Genomic DNA, 22,743 nt, shown 5'->3' with positions numbered 1-22,743 from the left:
GAAAAAGACCGCCCTCTCTTGAGTCTTTAGTAACTCAGCGGTTGGACGCCTATTTTCTCTTTGCGTTCTTCACGGCCTTTGTATCTTGATGGAGGGTTATGCAATGCAAGTCAGCCATAGTTTAAAAATGATGGGAACTCAGATTGACATCCAAATCGATTCCCCCAAGGCGCAAGAGCAGCTTTTAGAAGTCTGCCGGCTGCTGGAAGTTTATAATCAGCGCTTTAGTGCTAATGATGACCACTCCGAATTAATGATGGTTAACCGCAACGCCGGTATACAAGCAGTTGAGGTTAACCCCGAGCTTTTTGAATTAATTGTCTTAGGAAAAAAACACAGTTTAGCCTCACCATCCAATTTAAACATTGCTCTCGGACCGCTCGTCCGTTTATGGCATATCGGTTTCGAGGATGCCCGCCTGCCCTCTGAAGAAGAAATCCGCTCCTGCCTGCCTTTGACAAATCCCGAAAATATCGTAACCGATGCTAAAAAACAAACTGTCTTTCTGACGAAAAAGGGGATGAAAATTGATTTAGGGGCACTAGCCAAAGGCTACATTGCTGATAAAGTGATGGCAGGTCTGATAAAAGATGGCATTTCTGCAGCTCTTATCAATTTGGGGGGCAATGTCCTGGTGCACGGCAGAAATAAAAAAAGGGATGATGAAAGCTGGTATATCGGCATTCAAAATCCCAAGCAGCCGCGTGGCAGCAACCTTGGAATTGTCAAAATCAGAGATAAATCTGTGGTGACTTCCGGTATCTACGAACGGCATCTGCAAATCGGACAAACGGACTATCACCATATTTTCGACCGTCAGACAGGCTTTCCAATTGAAACAGAAATGGCCAGTCTGACCATTATTGCTGAGAGGTCTGTTGACTGCGAAATTTGGACAACGCGCCTATTTGGGCTTCCTTTAATCGATGTTCTTCAAACTATAAATAAAGAGACATCGATTGAGGGGATTATCATCACCAAAGATAACCGCATTGCCTTGTCTGATGGATTGAAAGAGAACTTTCAGCTTCTCTACAATTGATGCCATGCTTAACTTCTGTCTCTGTCTATGTGCAGCTGTAGGCTATGCATAAGCTCCGGCATTTTCCATAAAATCCATACAGCCCGAAAGTTTGAGGGACTTGTGTTTGCAGTACATCGGCCAGCTTTTATTTTCAGCCGTTTTCTTAACGGTCTTTGTGTCTTAATGAACTGAACACGGCTTAAGAGCTGTGCAGTGAAATCATCCAGTGGATGATTTCAGCCCGAACCCAAAAAAGGGAAGTGAGGGGGCTGGAAATCTGTATCGTTACCTAGTTATCGTCAGCCGTAGACGTCTGAAAGTTTTGCAGTCTTGACAGCCTGCCGCAGCTTTCTAGTCGTCTTAGCAGAGGTGGGCAGACGAAATCGGAGATTTCTGGTTTACCGCCATTTGTACTTTGCTCTTTTCACGGCTTTTGTATCTTATTATGTTATAAGGAGGAAATTATATGCAATATGCTACTGTAGGTCACACGGATATTAAAGTTTCCAAGATCTGTGTCGGAGCGATGAGTTTTGGTGCTCCGGATCCGCAGGGTCATACATGGACACTGGATCAAACCGAAACTGACAAAATAGTAAAACACGCCTTGGACCTTGGCCTTAATTTCTTTGATACGGCTAATGTTTACAGCAAAGGCAGCAGCGAAGAATACTTGGGTAAAGCTATTAAGCACCATGTTAAACGTGAGGATGTGGTTCTCGCCAGCAAAGTTTATTTCAATGACGGTAAGCTTTCGCGTCAGGCTATCCACCGTGAAATTGATGGCAGTCTCAAACGGCTGGGAACAGACTATCTGGATTTGTACATTATTCATCGCTTTGACTACGATACTCCAATAGAAGAAACAATGCAGGCTCTGCATGAATTGGTTCAAACCGGAAAAGTCCGTGCGATTGGCGCTTCTGCTATGTACGGCTATCAATTCCAAAACATGCAGCATACAGCCGAACTGAACCATTGGACTAAATTTTCAGCAATGGAAAATCATTATAACCTGCTTTACCGCGAGGATGAGCGTGAGCTAATTCCAGTCTGTAAGCAGGATGAAGTCATGCTGATGCCTTACAGTCCTCTGGCGGGCGGACGTTTAGCGCGTCCAGACTGGCACTCTTCTTCTAAACGCAGCCAAAGCGACAAGGTGGCACAGCAAAAATACGATAGAACAGAGGAACAAGACAAACCTATCGCACAAAGAGTTCTGACTTTAGCGCAGAAATATGAGGTGCCAATGTCAGCTATTGCTTTAGCCTGGCTCTGGCACAAAGGTGCTGCTGCTCCTATCGTCGGAGCGACCAAGGCAAGGTATCTAGATGAAGCTGCTGCTGCGCTTGAGCTCACTCTATCTGCAGAAGATATCCATTATTTGGAGGAATTGTACCAGCCGCATCATATTGTCGGAGCTCTATAAGCGGAACATGAACAAGGAAGCGTATGGCGTGAGATTCTTGTCTCCTCCGCAAAGTTTGTTAGGCAATTTAAAGCTTTGAATAAGCGAATAAAGGGGCACTGGAGCTTGCGGACTAGGAAGCACCAGTTGTTATTCTGAACCTAAAGATAGGGGCGCAGACGAAATCATAGATTTCGGACTTACTGCCTTTTCAGGGATTTTTATACGCATAGTTGATTAGGGAGGTCGTTATCCTTTGTGCAGCAAGGGATAACGACCTTCCACTGCGCTAAACTTATCTGTTAAAAAAGTAAAACGAGGCAGGACTTTTTTGTCCCTGCCTCTTTGTTCTTTTGTCATAAATAGAGAGTAACCGTCCTTTTTTCTGTCAGTCTGTTAAATCTGCTCCGTTTGCAGCAATGACCTTTTTATACCAGAAGAAAGAATCTTTGCGGTACCGTTTAAGTGTTTTTAATTCATCATCACTCCGGTCAACATAGATGAAGCCATAACGTTTTTTAATTCCTTCATGGGTTGAAATCAGATCGATTGCTGACCACGGATTGTAACCCAGCATCTCAACACCATCAGTAATGGCTTCCTGAATTTGTGCAATATGATCTTGCAGATAGTGGATACGGTATTGGTCATGGATTTTTCCATCCTCTTCCAAACTGTCATAAGCTCCAAGACCATTTTCTGTCACTAACAGCGGTAAGCGGTAACGGCTGTATAATTCACGCATGGTCGCCCTAAAGCCGATAGGATCAATTTCCCAGCCAAATTCCGTCTTAGGGAGATGTGGATTGTCAGTTCCCCGGTAAAATCCGGATTCTCCGCGTGATGTCTGCTGATCCGCAGCCGGATCCAAAGACTCTGTGCCGTCGGATGCTGCCACTGTTGCAGTATTATAATAATTAAAACCGATAAAATCCGGTTTTGCAGCACGCATGATATCCCAGTCTTCCTGACTGATTTCCGGCACAGCATCCAGTTCTTCAAGATAAGCCCAGACCAAATTGTTATAAATACCATAAACTGCGGCATCTAGATAGAGCCAGTTGCGGATAGCATTATAATTTTGTGAAGCTAGAACATCTTCGGGTTTTGACGAAGCTGCATAAACCAGCGAAATATTAGGAGCTGGGCCGATTTTAGCTTCCGGCAGCATCTCATGGCAAATTTGCATAGCTTTAGCCTGAGCGACCAGCTGATGATGATTCTGCTGATAAATTTCTTTGGTCAGATTATCTGTCTCTTGGGGGATATACATAGTTCCAATAACAGGACCGACTAAAGTCAGCATATTTTGTTCATTGATTGTCAACCAGTATTTGACCCTGTCCCCAAAATGCTTAAAAAGGACAGCAGCAAATTCTGCAAACCAGTCAATTGATTCACGTACAGACCAGGATCCGCGTTTATCAAGAGCTGCTGGCATATCAAAGTGAAACATAGTGACAATCGGTTCAATACCGTATTTCAGGCATTCATCAATCAGGTCATTATAAAATGCAATCCCCTTCGGATTAACTTCACCGGTTCCCTCAGGCAGAATACGAGTCCAAGAGATAGAAAAACGGTAAGATTTGAAGCCCATTTCTGCCATAAGAGCAATATCTTCCTTATAACGGTGGTAGTGGTCAACCGATACAGAAAGGTCAGCTGTCCCTTCCGGAATATCTTTGACATCTTGACAAGACGGGCCTTTGCCGTCTTCAAGTGCTGCCCCTTCAACTTGATAGGCAGATGTTGAAGCCCCCCACAAGAAATAATCTGGAAATGGTTTTAATGTTTTGTGTAACATATAAATCTCCCCTTCACTTTTTATTGATTTCATTATAGCGCTATCATTTCTAAAAAACTAATGGTATCCAATGCATTCCTTGTATTATCATATGATTTAAATCATTGCTTCAATTGCTTTAATAAAATCTTTAATAACATTTTCTCGTAAAGTGGCATCGAGTTCCAAAATGGATAAATAGGGATTTAAATCTTCTAATTCAACTAAAAGAAGTTTTCCCTCTTTAGTTCGACAGGCATCAACCCTTTGGATACCATTTTTTATATCATTCCAGTCAATAAATTTCTTAGCGAACTCCACATCTGCTTCAGAAGCATCATATTGTTTTAGTTCCCATCTCTTTGATTTATCTGGTGCGTATAAGGCATACTCAAATTTATTATTTATAAAATAAAATGAAAGTTCATATTCAAAGTCAATAGCAGGTTGAATTAAAAATTCTCCATCAGCAAAAGTTTTATTGGCAAAATCAGCTCTCTCAACGAATTCAAGCCCAATAGAGTCTGCTCCATCTTTTGGTTTTACAACATAGGCAGAGCTTTCTGGCAACAGAGTAAGACTAGCTGCCTTATCAACAGTTGGGATAACTGGATAACCTAATTCTGTTAAATCAATTAAGTACTGTTTCCCTTTCATATCTGCTTTTCCAGAAAAATTATTAAAAATATTTAATTGATTTGAATAGACTCTCTCAACAAATTTATTATAAATTTGTTTAAAACCACTTACTCCACCCGTATTTCTAAAAATGATTAAATCAACATCTTTTTCGAAACTTTCCGAGTTTTTAGGATGACATAAAACAACATCAAAATAATCCTTCAATTTTCCCGCGATATAAATATCCTCTTCATAATAATTTCTACCTTTAGCCTCATAATAAAGATCCGTTAAGTATAGTATCTTTTTCATCTGACACCTCCGTGATGACTAAATCAGTATGAAACTTTTTTAATAGGACTTGACTTAGAATTCTGCCCACAAACAGACCGATGGTTCTAGCCTTGTGCCCTAAAGAAAAGATTTCATTTTAGACTTAACTGATTTGTGTTATATTTTTATACATTGTCACAGCTTTCTGGCTGTTTTATGGTTATTATAATGATAAAGCGTGACATAAGAAAACGAGCGTCTCCAGCTGCGGAAATGCTCGTTTTTTGAGTTATGAAGCTCGTTTTTGCCCAGCCTCATTATTTTTAATTATCTTTTTACGAGATAATCTATTTAGTTGAGCATTATATCATAAACTTTCATACTAAATCAGCCCTAATTTCTCAAAGGCATTATAAAGTCCGTCTTCTTCGACATCATCAGTCACCATGTCAGCCATAGCTAGGATTTCAGGGCCGCCATTCCCCATGGAAACACCAATTTCACAATATTCCAGCATGGGAATGTCAACTTTGGCATCACCAAAAGCAACAGTATCCTTTTTACCAGCATCCAGGTATTCCAAAAGAACATCAATAGCATGCGCTTTGGTAATATCCTTAACACCAAGGTCACCAAATAATGCTGTTTCACCGCGGCCGCCCCATGTCCCCACTTTGAGGTTTGGAAAAGCTTGTTTAGCATCAAGATAATCCTGATATGAGTGCAAAATAAAGCTGACTTTGTTTAAATCATTCCGGTAAAGGGAAGCGCCATAAACCAAACCGTGCAGGACATCTTCTGCTTCCTGTTCAGCTACTTCAGCTGCTGTCTTCCCTTTTTGAATCCCATACTGCCGCAAAACAGGCCTGGAAGCTTCTTTAAAGTGTTCGCTGGCAAAAAGTCCGCTGTTAGATTCAAGATAAAATTCTAATCCACGTTCATGCAGCCAGTCAACGATTGCTTTTGCATCTTCCTCGCTGATTAGCTGATGCATAAGAACCTTTCCCTTATGCTCAACGTAAGAGCCGTTGCCGCCTATCATGCCATCAAGACCGATATCCCAAAGATCAGGCTGCATCTCGGCCCGGCTCCTGCCTGTACAAACATAAACGAGATGCCCTTTTTCCCGTGCTTTGCGAATAGCTGTGACTGCGGATTCAGGAATACGGTTATGATAATCAACCAAAGTGCCGTCTACATCCAGAAAAATAATTTTCCTCGTCATATTGTCACCTCAATTATTAGTACTTTTATTTTACTATTTATCAATCAGACAATGATAGGCCTATCCTACGACAAAATAATACAATCCTACGATTAGGAACTCAGACATTAGGCATTGGATTGCGGCAGGACATCAGCAATTAAGAATGGCTTTCCTTTTATATTTCATACTTAAAAGTTCTGTCTTGCTTTTTTGAATAGAAACCGTTATGATAAAGCAATGAATCATACTACTAAGAAAATCCTTGCCTTATTTCCCGCAGATAACAGGCGGGCTGCTGAGATGTTTTTTGCAGAAATTGCTGAGAACTTTAACTATTTATTTCACATAGATTGTGAAAATGATGCTTCCCTGTCTTTGGATGTGCTGGAAAAATACGATGGTCTGTTCACTTTCTCCAAAACAGAGTTTCCTCTTCCTTCCTTAAGATTTACTGCAGAATCCAAAAAAGACCAGCAAGCTTTTTATGTCGACAAGACCAGCTTTGCAAGTTCTAAAAGGCTATTAGCGCTGACACAATATCTCATGAAATTTTATCAGCAGCTGCAGCCTGATTTTCTAAGCGGCCTCCCCTACCGTGTCTGTTTCTTTGATACTGCAGACCGCTTGATTTACTCCAATCATAGACCTGACAGTTCTCTCGCTTTTGCAGAAGACAGCACTGATTCCCAAAAGCTTGAAGAAACAATCATTCAGGAACTCAGACAAAATGAAAAAGACAGCCTGCATTTTCCCATTGCTGATACTACTTTTGACCATATCCTAATTCAGTCTTATCAAAAACTGTACGATGCCAACCAGCAGCTGATTGGCACTTTGGAAAGTGTTCAGGATTTCAAGCCTATCCTTGCTGCCTATCTAAAAGAAACTGGACAGGCACTTGTTGGCTGGTCCGATACCACTTCCGGCCCTTCCATTGCTGACCATTCTTTTTCAGAAGAATAATCTGCCTATGATACCTCTATTGAACCAGCAAAAAAGAGTGAGAAGAACCCCAAATCCGTAAGTCTTCCATCACTCTTCACCCTTTAGATTCGGACTGACATCATTCGGCATTGGTGTCGCCTCCATCCCCGAACAAGCTTGACCGCTGTTGCTTACGAAACAGTTCAATAAGGCTGCTTAAGATAGATAGCTGAAAATGAAGATACGCCCTGCTAAAACTTCCACCTGTACCTGCAGACGACTCCAGGACATTTTTGTCCCAGAGTCGTTTTAAATCAGTCTTTTTGGTTTAGGTCAGTGAAACTCAGCATAAACCAACACACAAAAAGATAAGGATTTTGTTCTTTGACCGGAGCAGCAATTCCCTTACTCCTTTTGCACCAGATGACAAGGCAGCATCATTAAAATCTGTGAACCGGCTGAGGCCCAAAGGATTGAGAGACAGGCATCATTTCAATGCGATTAATATTGAGATGTTCCGGCTGACTGCTTATCCAAGCCACTGTTTCAGCAATATCCTCAGGACGTATTGCATGAGCTCCCTGATAGAGCTGCTCAGCTCGCTCATCATCCCCCTTAAAGCGGACGTTAGAAAACTCGGTGCCTTCACAGAGTCCCGGCTCGATGTTAGTCACTCGAACCTGCGTTCCAAAAAGATCAGCTCTGAGATTTAAAGAAAATTGCTTGACAAAGGCCTTGCTGGCACCGTACACATTGGCTCCGGGATAAGGAACTGTTCCTGCAGTTGACCCCAAATTAATAATCAGTCCTCTGTTTCTTTTTACCATCTGCGGCAAAATCTGGCGTGTCAAATAAGTCAGACCAATAATGTTTGTTTGAATCATGGTCAGCCAATCCTTAAAATCAGCCTCATATGCCTTATCTAATCCCAGTGCTAAACCAGCATTATTGACAAGCAAATCAATATTCTGCCAGTTTTCGGGCAAATCAGCCAAAGCGCGGTCAATTTCCTCAGTCTTCGTCATATCCATTTGCAAGGGTAAAAAACGCTCTTCTCCCAGCTGCTCTCTCATTTTTTGAAGTCGGTCCCATCTTCTGGCCGCTCCAATAATCTTATAGTCACATGCTGCCAGCTTTTCAGCAATAGCCTTGCCAAAACCTGCAGACACCCCTGTTACTAAAGCAATTTTTGACATTATAATAACCTCCTTCCACGAGCTACAAAGGCCGTTAAAAGCTCACAGCAAAAATAAAATCCTGACCGAAGAGTCACTAAAGACTCGAGGGAGGGCTGTACCCACAGAGCAGCCACATTCGTATGTCAGCCTAAAGCTTCCTACGACTGCGTCTCTTTTCGCATAGAGCCTAAGCCGTGTTCAATTCCACCAAAATACAAGGGCCGTGAAGAAAACGACTGAAAAATAGGGATCGACCGACGTGTCAGCCAAATTTTGAGACACTAGGACAAGCCCGTCTTTTCTCCGAGCTTTCAGGGCGTGTTCAATTCACAAGATACAAAGGCTGTTAAAAAAATCCGTATAAAAAGGCGGAAAGGCCGAAATCTGTGATTTCGCAGACGCACCCCTGTCAAGATGACTATAAGGGTGCAGTCGGCTGTTAAGACGATAAAGCCTTTAGTCATCTACGGCGGACGGTAAGCCAGAAATCTATGATTTCACATGCAGCACATCTGTCAGGACGACTAGAGAGCGAGACAGAACCCCCAAACCATAATGTACCCATGTCTCGCCCCCGCAAAGCCTAGCAGACTTTTTAAAGCTTTGAAAAAGCGACTAAAATGACACTAGACTACTGCGCCTTGTTTATAGTTCAAGCAATGATTTGGCAGGCTGGGATTTTCGTCTGCCTTCAGTCGTCTACGGCGGACTAAAACTTGAGTCAGCACTAGGTTGCACATCTTTCTTTTTCTTTAGGATAATTGATTTCGTTCAGGTGCTTTATATTTTATGATAGGCTAAAAAACGAGAAGGAGGTGTTCCCTTCTCGTTTTTGTGATGCTGCTTTTGGATCTCAGGAACAATCGAAAGCTATCTTAGCTGTCTAGGGTCTGAGCCGCTGTAATAATAGCCAGTTTATAAATATCTTCAGCACTTGAACCACGAGAAAGGTCATTAACCGGTTTATTCAGTCCCTGAAGGATTGGTCCTATCGCCTCAAACATACCTAAACGCTGAGCAATTTTATAGCCAATATTGCCGGACTGTAAATCTGGGAAAATAAAGATATTGGCATGTCCTGCCACTGTGCTTCCAGGCGCCTTAATTTCAGCGGTATTCGGAACAAAGGCTGCATCAAACTGCAGCTCACCGTCTAAAGAAATTTCGGGATGACGTTCGTTTGCCAGACGAACAGCCTCCTGCACTTTTTCAACTTGTGGGGCTTTAGCGCTGCCTTTTGTTGAAAAACTGAGCATAGCAATCTTTGGCTCAATATCGAAAATCTTAGCGGTATCTGCTGTATTAACCGCAATCTCAGCTAGTTCTTGAGAATTAGGATCAATGTTAATTGCACAGTCGGCAAAAATTAACCGCTGGTCAGTATTTTCCCGATTCATCAGGAAAACACCTGATGTCCGAGAAATCCCCGGTTTTGTTTTGATGATCTGAAGAGCAGGGCGGACAGTATCTGCCGTAGAATGGATAGCACCTGAGACCATTCCGTCTGCCAATCCCATCTTAACCAGCATGACCCCAAAATAGTTGACGTCTTTGAGCAGTTTATCTGCTTCTTCAGGACTTACTTTCCCTTTGCGAATAGTCAGAAACTCCTGTTTCATCTCCTCAAAGCCTGCATAATCTTCGGGATTAATAATCGTATAATGCGGATCTGCAAAACCAAGCCGAGCCAGCAAGCTGTGAACTTTATCTGCATCCCCTAAGATAATCGGTTCAACCAAACCTTCAAATTTAAGCCGGGCAGCCGCGCGAACGACACGTTCATCATCACCTTCAGGGAAAACAATTTTGATATTTTGGCCCACAACTTTCTCACGTAAGCTGCCAAACAAAGAACGGATACTCATATTTATAAACCTCTATTTATTTTTTTGTAAATCTATGATAACGCTATCAAAATCATCTGTCAAGTCCGTCAGCTGACGGTTGATCTGACCAGTAAAAGGATCCCTAAAAGATAAATAATAGCAATGAAGTGCCTGCCGGCTTATCCCGCAGTCCATTCGTCCGCCGTACAAATCGTCTCCCAAAAGGGGAAAACCGATATGTGCAAAATGCACTCGAATCTGATGAGTCCGCCCTGTATGCAGGCGAATGTCTAGAAGGTAGACATCCCCATATCGTTTGACGACTCTATAGCTTGTATGGGCATATTTTCCCATTTGATGGACACAGCGGGTAATCATGCTGTCGCTTCTTCTGGCAATGGGAGCAATGATATCACCCTCTGCTGGCAGTTCTCCTGAACCAGAAACTAGGGCATAATACCCTTTTTCAATCGTCTTATTCTGAAGCTGTTTATCCATTCTGGCATGAGCATAGCCATGCTTGGCTAAGAGCATTAAACCACTTGTATCTTTATCGAGCCGGGTGACAATATGAACCCGTTTATTAGGATAATTCTGTTCCATATAATAGTATTTAATAAAATTAGCTATTGTATTGGAATGTAAAACACTGGGAATACTGGGGTAAGAATAAGGTTTATTCACAATCAAAAAATGATCATCCTCATAGACAATATCCAACTCATGCTTCACAGGCTTCAAACTGTCAATCGGTTCTTCATCAGGAATTTCAATGGTCACTGTATCGCCTGCCTGCAGCAAATAAACGGCATTTTGTTCAAAGCCGTTTACCCAGATATTGCCGCCTTTGAATTTGATTTTGGCCAGTAGGCTTTTGGAAATTCCCTGCCCTTTTAAAAAGGTTTTGACTTTGCATTCTCTGTCAGCAACGAAATCAAATTTCATGAATCAAAGTCTCCTATAAAGGCATCCTTGACCCGTTCCCAAAAGCTGGTATGGCTCGGTGTGGCTACAAAACTGATCTGTTCAGAACTGATACAGTACTCGATTTTAACAACATTTTTGTAATGCAGGGTGCTGTTGTCAACTGATATAGTGTAACTGCCCAGACGTTTAGGGACAATTTCAATTTTATCCTTTTTGGGAACAATCACTGACGAACCTAATGTTCTGAAAACCCGATTGTTGAGACTGGAAATCTCAGTCAGCTGCAAGGCTTCAACAGTAGGATGCAGAACTGCTCCGCCCAGCGATTTATTATATGCCGTGCTGCCTGTCGGGGTGGAGACTGAAATACCGTCACCGCGGAAACGTTCAAATTTGACATGGTTGATAATCACATCGGCAACCATAGTTTTTTCAATCCGTTTAACCGTAGCTTCATTTAAAGCTAGATTCTCAATTTCACGGCCGCTGTCCAATTTTATTTTGACTTTTAAAATAGGATAAGAGACTTTTTCACCTCTGTCTCTGCGCAGATTTTCAATAAGCTTATCGATTTCAAAATCCCGGTAGTCTGTATAAAAACCGAGATGCCCTGTATGTACCCCAACAAAGCGGACATGACCGAGCTCTTTTTCATATTTATGAAAAGCAGATAAAAGCATCCCGTCGCCGCCAATAGAAATCACAACATCCGGATTTTTTTTGGATAAGTAAAAATCCGGATCGTCCTTTAAAACTGCAAAAAGTTTAGCTGCTATCCGTCGGCTTTGGTATTTCCCATTAGCGATGATAGCAACACGCATCATGTCTTTTCTACCTGTAATATTCATCTGTGTCATCACTGTTTCCTACACCATCATTTAGCTTTCGGCTTTCCGGATCAAAGAGAAGCTGGGCTTCTCTGATATCTTCGCGTATTTTCCTTACTTCTTCATCAAGTTCATAAGCGATTTTAGCTGTCGTTTCCAATCGCTGTTTAATTTCCTGAGGAAATTCGCCTTTATATTTATAATTCAGGGAATGTTCGATTGTGGCCCAGAAATTCATGGCAAGTGTCCGAATTTGAATTTCTGCCAGCACCGTCTTCTGCCCCTGAATCGTATCAACAGGATACTCAATTACAACATGATAAGAACGGTAGCCGCTTGGCTTCATATGGTTGATATAATCACGTTCCTGTACTATCTTCATATCATGCCTTTGCCTCAGTAAATCAAGAACCTCATCGACATCATCTACAAACTGCACCATAATCCTCAAGCCGGCAATGTCTTGTATATCTTGGGCGATATTTTCCTGTTTGATACTGCGCATAAGCATTTTTTCCTGAATACTTTCCACCGATTTGACCCGACCGGTGACAAATTCAATCGGGGAGTGACGATTTTGCTTTCTGAACTGCTTGCGGATTCCCCGCAGTTTAATTTTTAACTCACCGACTGTTTGAATATAAGGGTCCAAAAACTCTTCCCATTCAGCAGACATTGAACAGCTCCCTTCACCGAATATAAAAAAGACTGACAAGGACCTTTAAGCGCTGAAACATATTTAGCAGCTGAACTGCTGCAGTATCAGAAAAAACGAATAGCCGCTACAATCGCTCAACAAGCGAGTTTGCCAAATATCGGACTTTTTTATAAAATTAGTATAGTATTACTTTATTATAGCACAAAAGGTATTAAAGGAAAATGGCATGACACATTTGGAAATCGAATATAAGACCTTACTCAATAAAGATGAATTTAAGCGCTTGACTGCGCACTTTTCCCACATTCCTCAGATAACACAGACAAATTATTATTTTGATTCTCATGATTTCAGCCTTAAGGCACACCGCATGTTACTGCGGATCCGAACCTTCTCAGATCGGGCAGAGCTGACATTAAAACTGCCTAAAACTGTTGGTAATTTAGAGTACAACCATCATCTGACCCTTCCGCAGGCCAAAGAAATCATTAAATCCGGTCATCTTCCACCTTGCTCAATTCGTGAATTAATTGGAGAGCAAGGCGTTAATCCTGATGATTTAGCTGTTTTTGGCCACCTTACCACAGACAGAAGAGAAAGCCAGACTGCGATTGGGCTTTTAGCGCTGGACTGCAATCATTACACTAATATAAAGGATTATGAGCTGGAACTGGAAGTAAAAGATGCAGACAGCGGAAAAAAAGATTTTGCTGAATTTTTAGTTCAACATGATATTGCTTTTAAATATGCTAAAAGTAAGATTGCCAGACTGACAAACAGCTTAAAAGCTGTTAAAAAGTTAAAGTAAAAAGGAACTGAAATATTCGTGATTTTCTGGTAAAATAAAACTGGTAGGCAAAACCTGCTTCTTATTTTTACAAGTTAAAAACAGCATTTCTGCGGCACCTTTTATCATATTAAAAATTTAAGGAGAATGTACTAATTATGGCCCAACACCACACTGATAGACAGCTCAAGCTCTTTTCACTGACCTCCAATCCCGAAATTGCTGAAAAAATTGCTGACGCAGCCGGCGTTCCTCTTGGGAAAATGTCATCGCGTCAATTTTCAGATGGCGAAATCATGATTAATATTGAAGAAACTGTCCGCGGCGATGATATTTACATTATTCAGTCAACCAGCTACCCTGTCAATGACAATTTGTGGGAACTGCTGATTATGGTCGACGCCTGCAAACGCGCCAGCGCTAATTCAGTAAACGTTGTTATTCCTTATTTTGGTTATTCCCGACAAGATCGGATTGCGGCTTCACGGGAACCTATCACAGCCAAACTAGTTGCTAATATGCTTGTCAAAGCAGGAGTTGATCGTGTATTGACATTGGATCTGCATACTGTTCAGGTACAGGGCTTTTTTGATACTCCTGTAGATAACCTGTTCACCATCCCGCTTTTCGCAGAATACTACTCCACCCTCAATTTATCCGGCGAAGACATTGTTGTTGTCAGTCCCAAAAATTCAGGTATTAAGCGTGCGCGAAGTTTAGCAGAATACCTCGATGCACCGATTGCTATTATTGATTATGCTCAGGATGATGCCTCGAGAGAAGAAGGGTATATCATTGGAGAGGTCGCAGGAAAAAAAGCTATCCTTATTGACGATATTTTAAATACAGGGAAAACCTTAGCAGAGGCAGCAAAAATTTTGGAACGCGGCGGGGTGACGGCTATTTACGCAGCTGCCAGCCACGGTCTGTTTGCCGGCGGCGCTGCAGATATTCTTGCTGCTGCACCGCTGAAAGAAATCATTGTGACTGACTCTGTTTCAACTAAAGAACGAACACCTGAAAATGTGAAATACCTTTCAGCAAGCAAACTTATTGCTGATGCCATTATCCGCATTCATGAGCGAAAACCGGTCAGCCCGCTTTTTGCTTACACGCCATCTAGTAAAGGATAATACGCTATGGTATATCTCGATAATGCTGCTACTACAGCTCTGACACCGAAAGTCATTGAGATAATGACAGAGGTAATGACTGACAATTTTGGCAATCCATCAAGCATTCATGCATACGGGCGGAAAGCCAATCACGTTCTGAGGACGGCCAGACAGACCATTGCTGACATTTTAAGGACATCGGAAAGAAGAATCATCTTTACTTCCGGCGGAACAGAAGCTAATAATACAGCTATCAAAGGTTATGCTCTCGCCAATCAGGACAAAGGCAAGCATATTATCACTACAGCAATCGAACACCCTTCCGTTCTAGAGCCGCTCGGCTATTTGCAAAAAAGATTCGGCTTTGAAATAACCTATCTCAAACCGGAAAACGGTTCAGTCACAAGCGCTAGTCTTCAGAAAGCACTGAGGGATGATACTATTCTGGTCAGTTTCATGCATGCGAACAACGAAACTGGTGACCTGCTGCCGATTGAGGAAGCGGCTAAGCTTTTAAAAAACCATCAGGCAGCTTTCCATGTTGATGCTGTCCAAACAATGGGGAAGCTGCCGGTCTATCCTGAAGAAGTAGGAATTGATTTCCTATCGGCTACAGCCCACAAATTTCATGGGCCGAAGGGTGTTGGCTTTCTTTATGCCAATCCGCTTCATTTTGACAGTCTGCTTCATGGAGGTGAGCAGGAAGAAAAAAGACGGGCGAGCACAGAGAATCTTATTGCAATTGCTGGAATGGCACAGGCTCTTGCTGACAGCAGAAAGCAGGCAAAAGAAAATCTGACTTATATTCAAGGATTGAAAAGAGCCTTTTTAGAGGCACTCTCTCCTGCTTCCTATTACCTCAATGGCTCTTCAAAACAGCTCCCACACATTATCAATATCGGCTTTCCGGGTCAAAACAACAGTATTTTGCTGACACAGCTTGATTTGGCTGGTTTTGCTGTCTCTACTGGTTCTGCCTGCACTGCCGGTACCGTTGACCCCAGCCATGTGCTTGCCAGCATTTACGGTGCTGATTCTGCCAGACTGCAAGAATCTATTCGCATCAGTTTATCTAAACAAAATACGCAGGAAGAATTGCTGCAGTTAGCAAATAAATTAAAAGAAATAACAGGAACATAAAATGGCATTTACAAAAGAAGTAACGTTAGACGGCTGCAAATACAGCTACAGTATCAATTCAAATGTTAAACCGTATACACTGCGGGATACTACCTTTGTCCAAAATAAAATCGGGCATTATGAATTAAAGCGTCTGCTGGAAAATATTCCTAATTCCGGTAACGGCTTCCCTCTAAAAATAACTGTCCATAGGGACTTGAATGCTTTTAAGCTAAGTATTACCGATCAGTCCGGTTTACGCCCAGTTAATATCTTCCGTTCAGAAGACAACCATATCCTGCAGGATAAGTTTTATTTTTTAATGGACAGCTTAGTCGAACGTCACATTTTTGATAAAACTCTGCTTTAAAGGATAGGAGCAAAAGCATGATTTCCAATAAATGGATTGTACCTTCTGCTTCTTGCACAGTTAGTATAGGCTGCCCGCTGCTGCTTACAGGGCAGTTTGGCAGTTTAAGGCAATCCTTGAAATTAGAACGCATCCCAATCAGGGGTTTCGACTGCTGCGGCAAACCTTTATTCTATAAAGTAAACTAGGATGGGGACTTCTGTCCCACTCCTCTTTTTTATCAGAGATTGAAGTGCATTAATGTTGCCGGTTTTACAATCTTTTTGTACAATATAGACTATATAAATTAAGGAGATGATTTTGTGGTTATTGATAAATCCATTCCTAATGCGACAGCTAAGCGTCTGTCACTGTATTATCGGATTTTTAAACGCTTTTATGCGGATAATGTTGAAAAAGCCAGCTCAAAACAAATTGCTGACGCTATGGGAATTGATTCTGCTACTGTTCGCCGCGATTTTTCCTATTTTGGAGAACTGGGCAGGCGGGGGTTTGGTTACGATGTCACAAAGCTTATGAACTTTTTTGCTGATATTCTGAATGACCATTCCACAACAAATGTTGCATTAGTAGGCTGCGGTAATATTGGCCGTGCGCTGCTTCATTACCGCTTTCATGACCGAAATAAAATGCAGATCGCCTTGGCTTTTGACAGAGACGATAACGAGCTTGTCGGAACAAAAACCTCTGACGGTATTCCTATCTACGGTATCTCTGCCGTCCATGACCAAATCCAAAAAACTGATATCAAAACTGCTATCTTGACTGTTCCCAGCACTCAGGCTCAGGAAGTGGCTGAATTGCTTGTTGCTGCCGGTATAAAAGGCATACTGAGTTTCGCTCCTGTCCGCCTCAGCCTTCCTAAGTCCGTTATCGTTCAATATGTGGATTTGACAAGTGAATTGCAAACACTGCTTTACTTTATGAACCAAACAGACTAAGGAGGAAGTATGCCTAAAAAACCGATAATCGGTATCACCGCTAATCAGCGGCCTAACCCTGCAGCTGAAGATATTTCTTGGTCTTATGTGCCCAGTGGATTTGTCAATGGTGTTAGGGCTGCCGGAGGATTACCGCTTGTCCTTCCGGTCGGCAGTCCCGAAACTGCTTCTGATTACGTGAGTATGTTTGATAAACTGATTCTTATCGGTGGTCAAAATGTGGATCCCAGTTTTTATGGTGAAAAAAAGCAGGCCAGCGAGAATGATTTTTTTAAAGAGCGTGATATTTTTGAACTGGCCTTGATTGAAGAAACGACCAAACAAAAAAAGGCGATTTTCTCTGTTTGCCGCGGGACACAGCTGATGAATGTCGCACTCGGCGGCTCTCTCCATCAAGATATTGAAAACCATTGGCAGGACAGCCCTGCTGATTATCTGTCTCACGATATGATAATCAAAAAAGATAGTAAACTGGCCGATATTTACGGTCTTAGCAGCTCTATTAATTCTTTCCATCACCAAAGTATCAACCACTTAGCCAGTGAACTGCGGGTTATCGCTAAAGATCCTAAAGACGGGACAATTGAAGCTGTGGAATCCATCAATCCCAATATGCGCTTTTTGGGAGTTCAATGGCATCCAGAATTGCTTTATGAATCACGCAAAGAGGATTTGGATCTGTTTAAATATGTTGTTTCTGAACTCTAAAGCAGACCCGTCTCTTCGCGAAAACTATAATAATCATGCTTACTGACGATAATGTGATCAAGACAGACAATCCCCATGTCTTCACATGATCGTTTTATTTTTTCTGTAAAACGCAGATCGCTCTCACTGGGAACAAGCGATCCAGAAGGGTGATTATGGACCAGAATGATGGAGGTGGCCATATTTCTGCAGGCATAATGCAGAATTTCGCGCGGTTCAGCAATAGAGCGCCTAACAGTTCCGATAAAAACTATCCGCTGCTCAATAACACGGTTTTGGGTGTCTAAATAAAGTGTCAGCAGGTGCTCCTGTTTTTTGTTTCCCAGCTCTATAATCATTTTCTGGGCCAGTCTTTCGCTGCTCAAAATTCTTTCGTTTTGATAGTATTCTGCCTTATTAATTCGATTAGCTAATTCCAGCATCGCCTTGATTTCTATTGACTTGACTTTGCCTACGCCTTTGATACTCTGCAATTCCTGTAATGATAAATCGCGAAAATCCGCTAAACTTCTGATATCTTTCAAAATCTGTGTTGAAACTTCCAAAACAGGCCTCTGCTTTGTCCCTGTGCGCAGCAAAATAGCTAATAGCTCCTGATTGCTGAGCTTTTCAGCCCCTAAATCAGCCAGACGTTCTCTGGGCAGCAAAGCTTCTTCTCTCAATTCAACTGTATACATTTTTTACCTCCATCTATTCTATTCGAAAATCAGCTTAAAAAGGCGAAAGACAGAAAGGTTGGGAGGCAATATGAAAATGGGATAGACAGGTATGAATGGCTGTGCATTCATACCTGTCTATCCCAGCTTTTTTATCAAGCTTAGCAGCCTTCAGTCTGATTTGACTCTGGCAGTCAAATGCTGATAATGCTTATAAAGAGCGCTGTAGCGTCCTCTGTAGTCTTTTTTCCATGGTTTATCCCGACCGCAAAAATGCAGAAAAACCGTATGTTTAATAACCCAATCTAAGTCCCACTGCCCAGAACTTCTGGTGAAATACAGAATATTATAGCGGGCATCATAATTATAAATATGATCTGGGATAAGAAGCGTTTTATGACCATAGAGAGCATTGAGGATATCCTGATCCGGCAAAAAGAGCAATAAACTGTTTTTTTCAATATAAGCAAGAATATCCTGATGGTTAACGATTTGGCGGTTCAGCTCTAAATTCATCAGGAGTACACCCGAATTAAAATACCCTTCTGCTTCAAAATTCCTTAACCTCAATTTATTGACCAGCTCTGGAATATTAGTATCTGAAGTATGGCTGGCCGCAGCAAACAGTTTGTCAGAAAGGTCCAGATGGTACAAAGGCACAATATCGTTTAGACACAGAATATCCGCATCCATATACAAAATCCGGTCTAGCTCTTTAGGCAGATATTCGTGGGCTAACAGGCGATAATAAATCGTTTCTGGATAACGGTCTGTTGTCGGAGCATCTTTAAAGGCCTCTTCGCCAATGACAACCGGAAAATAAGCAAACCCCAGCTGCTGGCAAAATTGATGGATTTCGGCATTTCTTTGCAGCAGCTTTTTCTGTAAAACATAAACAGCCATATCTTTTACTGATGCATTTTGCCAAACAGAAAACAGAGTTACTTTAAACTGGTCAACATAACTATCATCGATTGAATAGAGCAAATTTATTGGTTTCATATCATTATAGTAGCATTTTTCCAAAGATTTAGCAGAATCTGGAACACTTATGTCCCAGATTCATTTACGTACAGAAATAAATATTTGTGTTAGGCGCCTTTAATTTCAGGCAGCCGTCTTAAACAGCTGTACGGAAACAGGAGACACAACGGTACAGTCAGACTCACGATTTTTAATCCCGTTTACTTCATCGTTCAGGTGAGGGCTGCTGAGATTGGCGTTTTCTGACATTATCTTTAATAATTTGATAGATAGAAGCACTCAGCGGCACCGCAATGAGCATACCGATGATTCCAAAAACCGAGCCGCCGATAATAACAGAAAACAAGACCCAGATAGCCGGCAGTCCAATAGAACCCCCAACAACCTTAGGATAAATAATATTGCTTTCAAACTGTTGGAGTATAATCAAAAATATTAAAAAGAAAAAAGCTTGCTTGGGAGATTGCGTCAAAACCAGAATAGTCCCCAAAAGCCCTCCCAGATAAGCACCGATAACAGGAATAATATTTGTGAAGCCGACTAAGATACCGACTGTCGTCGCAAAGGGGAAATTAAAAATCATCATCCCAACTGTACACAGAGTAGCAAGAATAAATGCTTCAATAGTTTGCCCGGCGAAAAAACCGCGAAAACGCTGATGCAAAATCCCTGTCACATAGTAAACAGTAGAAGCATAGCGAGAAAAATACGTATCGATCAACAGACGTGATTGGCGCTGAAGCTGATCCTTGCTGGAGAGTACATAGATCGAGAATACCAGACTGACAAAAACATTCACCAGTGTTGATGCAATAGAGGTAACTGATGTTAGAAGCCCTGTCAGTATCGCTAAAACCTGAGTTAGGATTTGCCGGCTGTAGCGGGAAAATGCGGCGGTTAAATCAGATTCGAGGCCTAAATAATCAAGAATTTTAGCAAACTGTTTGTTTTCATATAAGTCTGTCAAAAACTGCTGCAAAGCCTCGGTATCAATAGACATTAAAGAGCTGATACTGGCAATCAAATCTGGGATAACAATGGAAAAAAGCCAGACAATCACTGCAATAAAACTGAGATAAGCCGAAACCATGGCCAGCAGTCTTTTTAGCTTGAACCATCTTTTCGATGTCATGAATAAGCCGAACAGATGCTCATAAGCGGTCATGACAATATTAACAATATAAGCGAGAGCCGCCCCAATCAAAAAAGGCTGACTGGCTGTCCAAACCGTATTAATAAGATTAGCACCGCTTGACCAATTTGCCTGAATAAAATAACATATCACAAAAACAGCAATTAAATAACCGGCCTGTCTTTTACTAAATTTCATACTTCCTCCTGTCTTTTTCACATTATACACTAAATAAAGCCGGAAATAAACCATTCCGACTTTAAGATACAAAGAGCCGTTAAGAAATCCGTGTGAAAACAGGGACTGACAAGCGATGCTGGCAGGCATCTTTTTCACTAGGATTTAGGCCGTGTTCAGTTTTAATAAGATACAAAGGCTGCTTAAGACGCAAAAGGAAATATATTATACCAAAACATGACAGTCTGACTTACACTTTTGAGAGTAAAGCGTTTATGTTGAATGGAGTCAGTCAAGGTCTGTGCCATTAGAAGCGATAACCTTTTTATACCAAGCAAATGACTTCTTCTTGGAACGTTTAAGGCTGCCGTTTCCTTCATTATCACGATCAACATAAATGAAGCCGTAACGTTTTTTCATTTCTCCAGTTCCGGCAGAAACTAAATCAATACAGCCCCAGGTTGTGTAGCCCCAAAGCTCTACCCCGTCTTCATTGATAGCCTGATTCATTGTCTTGATGTGCTCACGTAAATAGTCTATCCGATAGTCATCAGCCACATAGCCATTCTCATCTGGAGTGTCAACCGCTCCTAGACCATTTTCAACAATAAAAAGCGGCTTTTGATAACGGTCCCAAAGTGTATTGAGGGTAATACGCAGCCCCAAAGGATCAATTTGCCAGCCCCACTCTGACGACTTTAAATAAGGATTCTTCAGGGAGGCAAAAATATTACCGGCAGTTGTTTCCTTCAGCGACGAATCTGCTGAAGCAACTCGGCTTGAGTAGTAAGAAAAGGAAATAAAATCAACTGTATGTTCTTTTAAAAGAACCAAATCTTCTGCTGTCATTTCAAGCTGCAATCCGAGTTTAGCAAACTTTTTCTTAGCATAGTTAGGATATTCTCCTCGGGCCTGAACATCAATAAAGAAATAATTTTCGCGATCCTCCTGCAGTGCTTCCCAATAATCATCAGGATTGCAGGTATTAGGATAATACTGACCGGCGGCCAGCATACAGCCTACTTTATTATCCGGATCCACTTCGTGAGCTATTTTTGTTGCCAGAGCTGATGCCACTAGCTCATGGTGGGCTGCCTGATACTTGACTTCCTCAGCATTTTCGCCCTCTTCGAAGTACAGACCTGCCCCCATAAAAGGAGCATGCAAAATCATATTGATTTCATTAAACGTCAGCCAGTAATGTACCAAACCTTTAAAGCGGGTAAACAGAGCACGGCACAAATGCTCATAAAAATCTATCAACTTGCGGTTGCGCCAGCCGCCATAGTGCTCAATTAAATACATAGGACAGTCGAAATGTGTGATTGTAACCAATGGCTCAATACCATATTTGCGGCACTCTTTAAAAACATTTTCATAAAACTGAAGACCTGCTTCATTTGGCTCTGCCTCGTCACCTTTAGGAAAAATCCGTGTCCAGGCAATAGACATCCGGTAAGTTTTGAAGCCCATTTCTGCAAAAAGAGCAATATCTTCTTTGTAATGACCGTAAAAATCAATTGATTCTTTGGCTGGATAAAAATAGCCCTCCTCGAAATCAAACATTTTTTTCTGACCAGTGATGATAGGGAAACGATCCTTACCAATTGGAACAACATCAACATTAGCCAATCCACGGCCGTCTGCATCATAGGCGCCCTCACACTGATTGGCGGCTGTCGCACCACCCCATAAAAATCCTTCCGGAAAAGCTTGATAAGTCATTATAAAAACCTCCTTAATTAAGATACAAAGGCCGTTAAGAAATCCGTGTGAAAATAGGGACTAACAAGTGATGCTGGGCATCACGCTGGCAGGTATCTTTTTCACTAGGATTTTAGGCCGTGTTCAATTCAAACAAGATACAAAGGCCGTTAAGAAATCCGTGTGAAAATAGGGACTGACAAGTGATGCTGGGCATCACGATGGCAGGTATCTTTTTCATTAGGATTTTAGGCCGTGTTCAATTCAATCAAGATACAAAGGCCGTGAAAAGCTCACAGCAAAAATAGAAAAACTGACGAAAAAACTTTAGTTTCTAGGGCGTTTTATACTCACAAAACAGCCGCATTCGCAAGCCGCTTGCTCTTCCTAC

21 protein-coding genes are annotated in these 22,743 nt (G+C 41.7%); 9 read left to right on the top strand and 12 right to left on the bottom strand.

All coding sequences use genetic code 11. The features are described 5' to 3' along the window. Positions 1 to 103 precede the first annotated feature (103 nt). Together DDV21_RS05980 and DDV21_RS05975 are read left to right on the top strand one after the other, a co-directional pair. Positions 104 to 1,042 carry an FAD:protein FMN transferase gene (locus DDV21_RS05980; RefSeq protein WP_116877167.1) on the top strand — a complete coding sequence of 313 codons (939 nt, stop codon included), beginning with the start codon at positions 104 to 106 and terminating at the stop codon, positions 1,040 to 1,042. Between the two features lie 448 nt (positions 1,043 to 1,490). Further along, positions 1,491 to 2,453: an aldo/keto reductase gene (locus DDV21_RS05975; RefSeq protein WP_116877168.1), complete on the top strand. Its 963-nt coding sequence runs from the start codon at positions 1,491 to 1,493 to the stop codon at positions 2,451 to 2,453. A gap of 367 nt (positions 2,454 to 2,820) precedes the next feature. On the opposite strand, the gene DDV21_RS05970 is transcribed toward DDV21_RS05975, so the two are convergent. The 3 genes from DDV21_RS05970 to DDV21_RS05960 form a co-directional block, all read right to left on the bottom strand. Then, a complete protein-coding gene (locus DDV21_RS05970) occupies positions 2,821 to 4,239 on the bottom strand; it encodes a glycoside hydrolase family 1 protein (protein ID WP_116877169.1) in 1,419 nt (472 codons plus the stop codon). 96 nt (positions 4,240 to 4,335) lie between these two features. Further along, the gene (locus tag DDV21_RS05965) at positions 4,336 to 5,151 is read right to left on the bottom strand and encodes a hypothetical protein (protein WP_116877170.1); all 816 of its coding nucleotides are present in this window, start codon (positions 5,149 to 5,151) and stop codon (positions 4,336 to 4,338) included. A 343-nt stretch (positions 5,152 to 5,494) separates the two neighbouring features. Continuing rightward, on the bottom strand, positions 5,495 to 6,337 hold the full coding sequence (locus DDV21_RS05960; RefSeq protein ID WP_116877171.1) for an HAD family hydrolase: 843 nt from the start codon (positions 6,335 to 6,337) through the stop codon (positions 5,495 to 5,497). 219 nt (positions 6,338 to 6,556) lie between these two features. On the opposite strand from DDV21_RS05960, the gene DDV21_RS11910 reads away from it, so the two are divergent. Beyond that, a complete protein-coding gene (locus tag DDV21_RS11910) occupies positions 6,557 to 7,282 on the top strand; it encodes a hypothetical protein (protein WP_241964709.1) in 726 nt (241 codons plus the stop codon). A 401-nt stretch (positions 7,283 to 7,683) separates the two neighbouring features. Here the strand turns inward: DDV21_RS11910 and DDV21_RS05950 are convergent, their stop codons facing one another. From DDV21_RS05950 to yjbM, 5 genes are all read right to left on the bottom strand, one after another. Then, positions 7,684 to 8,439 (bottom strand): SDR family oxidoreductase, encoded by a 756-nt coding sequence (locus tag DDV21_RS05950; protein WP_116877172.1) that lies wholly within the window; start codon positions 8,437 to 8,439, stop codon positions 7,684 to 7,686. 857 nt (positions 8,440 to 9,296) lie between these two features. Further along, positions 9,297 to 10,286 carry a phosphate acetyltransferase gene (gene pta / locus DDV21_RS05945; RefSeq protein WP_116877173.1) on the bottom strand — a complete coding sequence of 330 codons (990 nt, stop codon included), beginning with the start codon at positions 10,284 to 10,286 and terminating at the stop codon, positions 9,297 to 9,299. A gap of 12 nt (positions 10,287 to 10,298) precedes the next feature. Continuing rightward, on the bottom strand, positions 10,299 to 11,192 hold the full coding sequence (locus DDV21_RS05940; RefSeq protein ID WP_116877174.1) for an RluA family pseudouridine synthase: 894 nt from the start codon (positions 11,190 to 11,192) through the stop codon (positions 10,299 to 10,301). Further along, positions 11,189 to 12,031 carry an NAD kinase gene (locus DDV21_RS05935; protein ID WP_116877175.1) on the bottom strand — a complete coding sequence of 281 codons (843 nt, stop codon included), beginning with the start codon at positions 12,029 to 12,031 and terminating at the stop codon, positions 11,189 to 11,191. Before DDV21_RS05935 ends, DDV21_RS05940 begins: the two co-directional genes overlap by 4 nt. Further along, entirely contained in the window at positions 12,006 to 12,677 is a 672-nt protein-coding gene (gene yjbM, locus DDV21_RS05930) for a GTP diphosphokinase (RefSeq protein ID WP_116877176.1), read from the bottom strand. Before yjbM ends, DDV21_RS05935 begins: the two co-directional genes overlap by 26 nt. Positions 12,678 to 12,885: 208 nt before the next feature. Here yjbM and DDV21_RS05925 point away from each other — a divergent pair, with 208 nt between their 5' ends. From DDV21_RS05925 to DDV21_RS05900, 6 genes are all read left to right on the top strand, one after another. After that, positions 12,886 to 13,467 carry a CYTH domain-containing protein gene (locus tag DDV21_RS05925; RefSeq protein ID WP_116877177.1) on the top strand — a complete coding sequence of 194 codons (582 nt, stop codon included), beginning with the start codon at positions 12,886 to 12,888 and terminating at the stop codon, positions 13,465 to 13,467. A 137-nt stretch (positions 13,468 to 13,604) separates the two neighbouring features. Continuing rightward, a complete protein-coding gene (locus DDV21_RS05920) occupies positions 13,605 to 14,579 on the top strand; it encodes a ribose-phosphate diphosphokinase (protein ID WP_116877178.1) in 975 nt (324 codons plus the stop codon). Positions 14,580 to 14,585: 6 nt separating this feature from the next. Beyond that, the gene (locus DDV21_RS05915; protein ID WP_116877179.1) at positions 14,586 to 15,701 is read left to right on the top strand and encodes a cysteine desulfurase family protein; all 1,116 of its coding nucleotides are present in this window, start codon (positions 14,586 to 14,588) and stop codon (positions 15,699 to 15,701) included. A gap of 1 nt (position 15,702) precedes the next feature. After that, positions 15,703 to 16,050 carry a DUF1831 domain-containing protein gene (locus tag DDV21_RS05910; RefSeq protein ID WP_116877180.1) on the top strand — a complete coding sequence of 116 codons (348 nt, stop codon included), beginning with the start codon at positions 15,703 to 15,705 and terminating at the stop codon, positions 16,048 to 16,050. A gap of 302 nt (positions 16,051 to 16,352) precedes the next feature. Then, positions 16,353 to 16,991, top strand: coding sequence for a redox-sensing transcriptional repressor Rex (locus tag DDV21_RS05905; protein WP_116877181.1), 639 nt, complete (start codon positions 16,353 to 16,355; stop codon positions 16,989 to 16,991). 9 nt (positions 16,992 to 17,000) lie between these two features. Next, a complete protein-coding gene (locus DDV21_RS05900) occupies positions 17,001 to 17,699 on the top strand; it encodes a gamma-glutamyl-gamma-aminobutyrate hydrolase family protein (RefSeq protein ID WP_116877182.1) in 699 nt (232 codons plus the stop codon). Here DDV21_RS05900 and radC read toward each other — a convergent pair. The 4 genes from radC to DDV21_RS05880 all read right to left on the bottom strand — a co-directional run bounded on the left by radC (position 17,696) and on the right by DDV21_RS05880 (position 22,373). Beyond that, on the bottom strand, positions 17,696 to 18,376 hold the full coding sequence (gene radC, locus DDV21_RS05895) for a RadC family protein (protein ID WP_116877183.1): 681 nt from the start codon (positions 18,374 to 18,376) through the stop codon (positions 17,696 to 17,698). The two genes, DDV21_RS05900 and radC, sit on opposite strands and share 4 nt — an antisense overlap. Before the next feature lie 150 nt (positions 18,377 to 18,526). After that, positions 18,527 to 19,357: a glycosyltransferase family 8 protein gene (locus tag DDV21_RS05890; protein ID WP_116877184.1), complete on the bottom strand. Its 831-nt coding sequence runs from the start codon at positions 19,355 to 19,357 to the stop codon at positions 18,527 to 18,529. Positions 19,358 to 19,544: 187 nt separating this feature from the next. After that, on the bottom strand, positions 19,545 to 20,669 hold the full coding sequence (locus DDV21_RS05885; protein WP_116877185.1) for an AI-2E family transporter: 1,125 nt from the start codon (positions 20,667 to 20,669) through the stop codon (positions 19,545 to 19,547). 267 nt (positions 20,670 to 20,936) lie between these two features. Next, the gene (locus tag DDV21_RS05880) at positions 20,937 to 22,373 is read right to left on the bottom strand and encodes a 6-phospho-beta-glucosidase (RefSeq protein ID WP_162886293.1); all 1,437 of its coding nucleotides are present in this window, start codon (positions 22,371 to 22,373) and stop codon (positions 20,937 to 20,939) included. Positions 22,374 to 22,743: the final 370 nt, after the last annotated feature.

Origin of the sequence: Streptococcus chenjunshii (assembly GCF_003086355.1) — a bacterium.
Taxonomy (GTDB): Bacteria; Bacillota; Bacilli; order Lactobacillales; family Streptococcaceae; genus Streptococcus; species Streptococcus chenjunshii.
Note: the sequence above shows the minus strand (reverse complement) of the source record. Positions and strands in the feature narration are given on the sequence as shown.

What these genes read in the sequence shown, in the direction of transcription:
- DDV21_RS05980 (WP_116877167.1), top strand. Translation starts at nt 104, where the DNA reads ATGCAAGTCAGCCATAGTTTAAAAATGATGGGAACTCAGATTGACATC.
- DDV21_RS05975 (WP_116877168.1), top strand. Translation starts at nt 1,491, where the DNA reads ATGCAATATGCTACTGTAGGTCACACGGATATTAAAGTTTCCAAGATC.
- DDV21_RS05970 (WP_116877169.1), bottom strand. Translation starts at nt 4,239, where the DNA reads ATGTTACACAAAACATTAAAACCATTTCCAGATTATTTCTTGTGGGGG.
- DDV21_RS05965 (WP_116877170.1), bottom strand. Translation starts at nt 5,151, where the DNA reads ATGAAAAAGATACTATACTTAACGGATCTTTATTATGAGGCTAAAGGT.
- DDV21_RS05960 (WP_116877171.1), bottom strand. Translation starts at nt 6,337, where the DNA reads ATGACGAGGAAAATTATTTTTCTGGATGTAGACGGCACTTTGGTTGAT.
- DDV21_RS11910 (WP_241964709.1), top strand. Translation starts at nt 6,557, where the DNA reads ATGAATCATACTACTAAGAAAATCCTTGCCTTATTTCCCGCAGATAAC.
- DDV21_RS05950 (WP_116877172.1), bottom strand. Translation starts at nt 8,439, where the DNA reads ATGTCAAAAATTGCTTTAGTAACAGGGGTGTCTGCAGGTTTTGGCAAG.
- pta (WP_116877173.1), bottom strand. Translation starts at nt 10,286, where the DNA reads ATGAGTATCCGTTCTTTGTTTGGCAGCTTACGTGAGAAAGTTGTGGGC.
- DDV21_RS05940 (WP_116877174.1), bottom strand. Translation starts at nt 11,192, where the DNA reads ATGAAATTTGATTTCGTTGCTGACAGAGAATGCAAAGTCAAAACCTTT.
- DDV21_RS05935 (WP_116877175.1), bottom strand. Translation starts at nt 12,031, where the DNA reads ATGACACAGATGAATATTACAGGTAGAAAAGACATGATGCGTGTTGCT.
- yjbM (WP_116877176.1), bottom strand. Translation starts at nt 12,677, where the DNA reads ATGTCTGCTGAATGGGAAGAGTTTTTGGACCCTTATATTCAAACAGTC.
- DDV21_RS05925 (WP_116877177.1), top strand. Translation starts at nt 12,886, where the DNA reads ATGACACATTTGGAAATCGAATATAAGACCTTACTCAATAAAGATGAA.
- DDV21_RS05920 (WP_116877178.1), top strand. Translation starts at nt 13,605, where the DNA reads ATGGCCCAACACCACACTGATAGACAGCTCAAGCTCTTTTCACTGACC.
- DDV21_RS05915 (WP_116877179.1), top strand. Translation starts at nt 14,586, where the DNA reads ATGGTATATCTCGATAATGCTGCTACTACAGCTCTGACACCGAAAGTC.
- DDV21_RS05910 (WP_116877180.1), top strand. Translation starts at nt 15,703, where the DNA reads ATGGCATTTACAAAAGAAGTAACGTTAGACGGCTGCAAATACAGCTAC.
- DDV21_RS05900 (WP_116877182.1), top strand. Translation starts at nt 17,001, where the DNA reads ATGCCTAAAAAACCGATAATCGGTATCACCGCTAATCAGCGGCCTAAC.
- radC (WP_116877183.1), bottom strand. Translation starts at nt 18,376, where the DNA reads ATGTATACAGTTGAATTGAGAGAAGAAGCTTTGCTGCCCAGAGAACGT.
- DDV21_RS05890 (WP_116877184.1), bottom strand. Translation starts at nt 19,357, where the DNA reads ATGAAACCAATAAATTTGCTCTATTCAATCGATGATAGTTATGTTGAC.
- DDV21_RS05885 (WP_116877185.1), bottom strand. Translation starts at nt 20,669, where the DNA reads ATGAAATTTAGTAAAAGACAGGCCGGTTATTTAATTGCTGTTTTTGTG.
- DDV21_RS05880 (WP_162886293.1), bottom strand. Translation starts at nt 22,373, where the DNA reads ATGACTTATCAAGCTTTTCCGGAAGGATTTTTATGGGGTGGTGCGACA.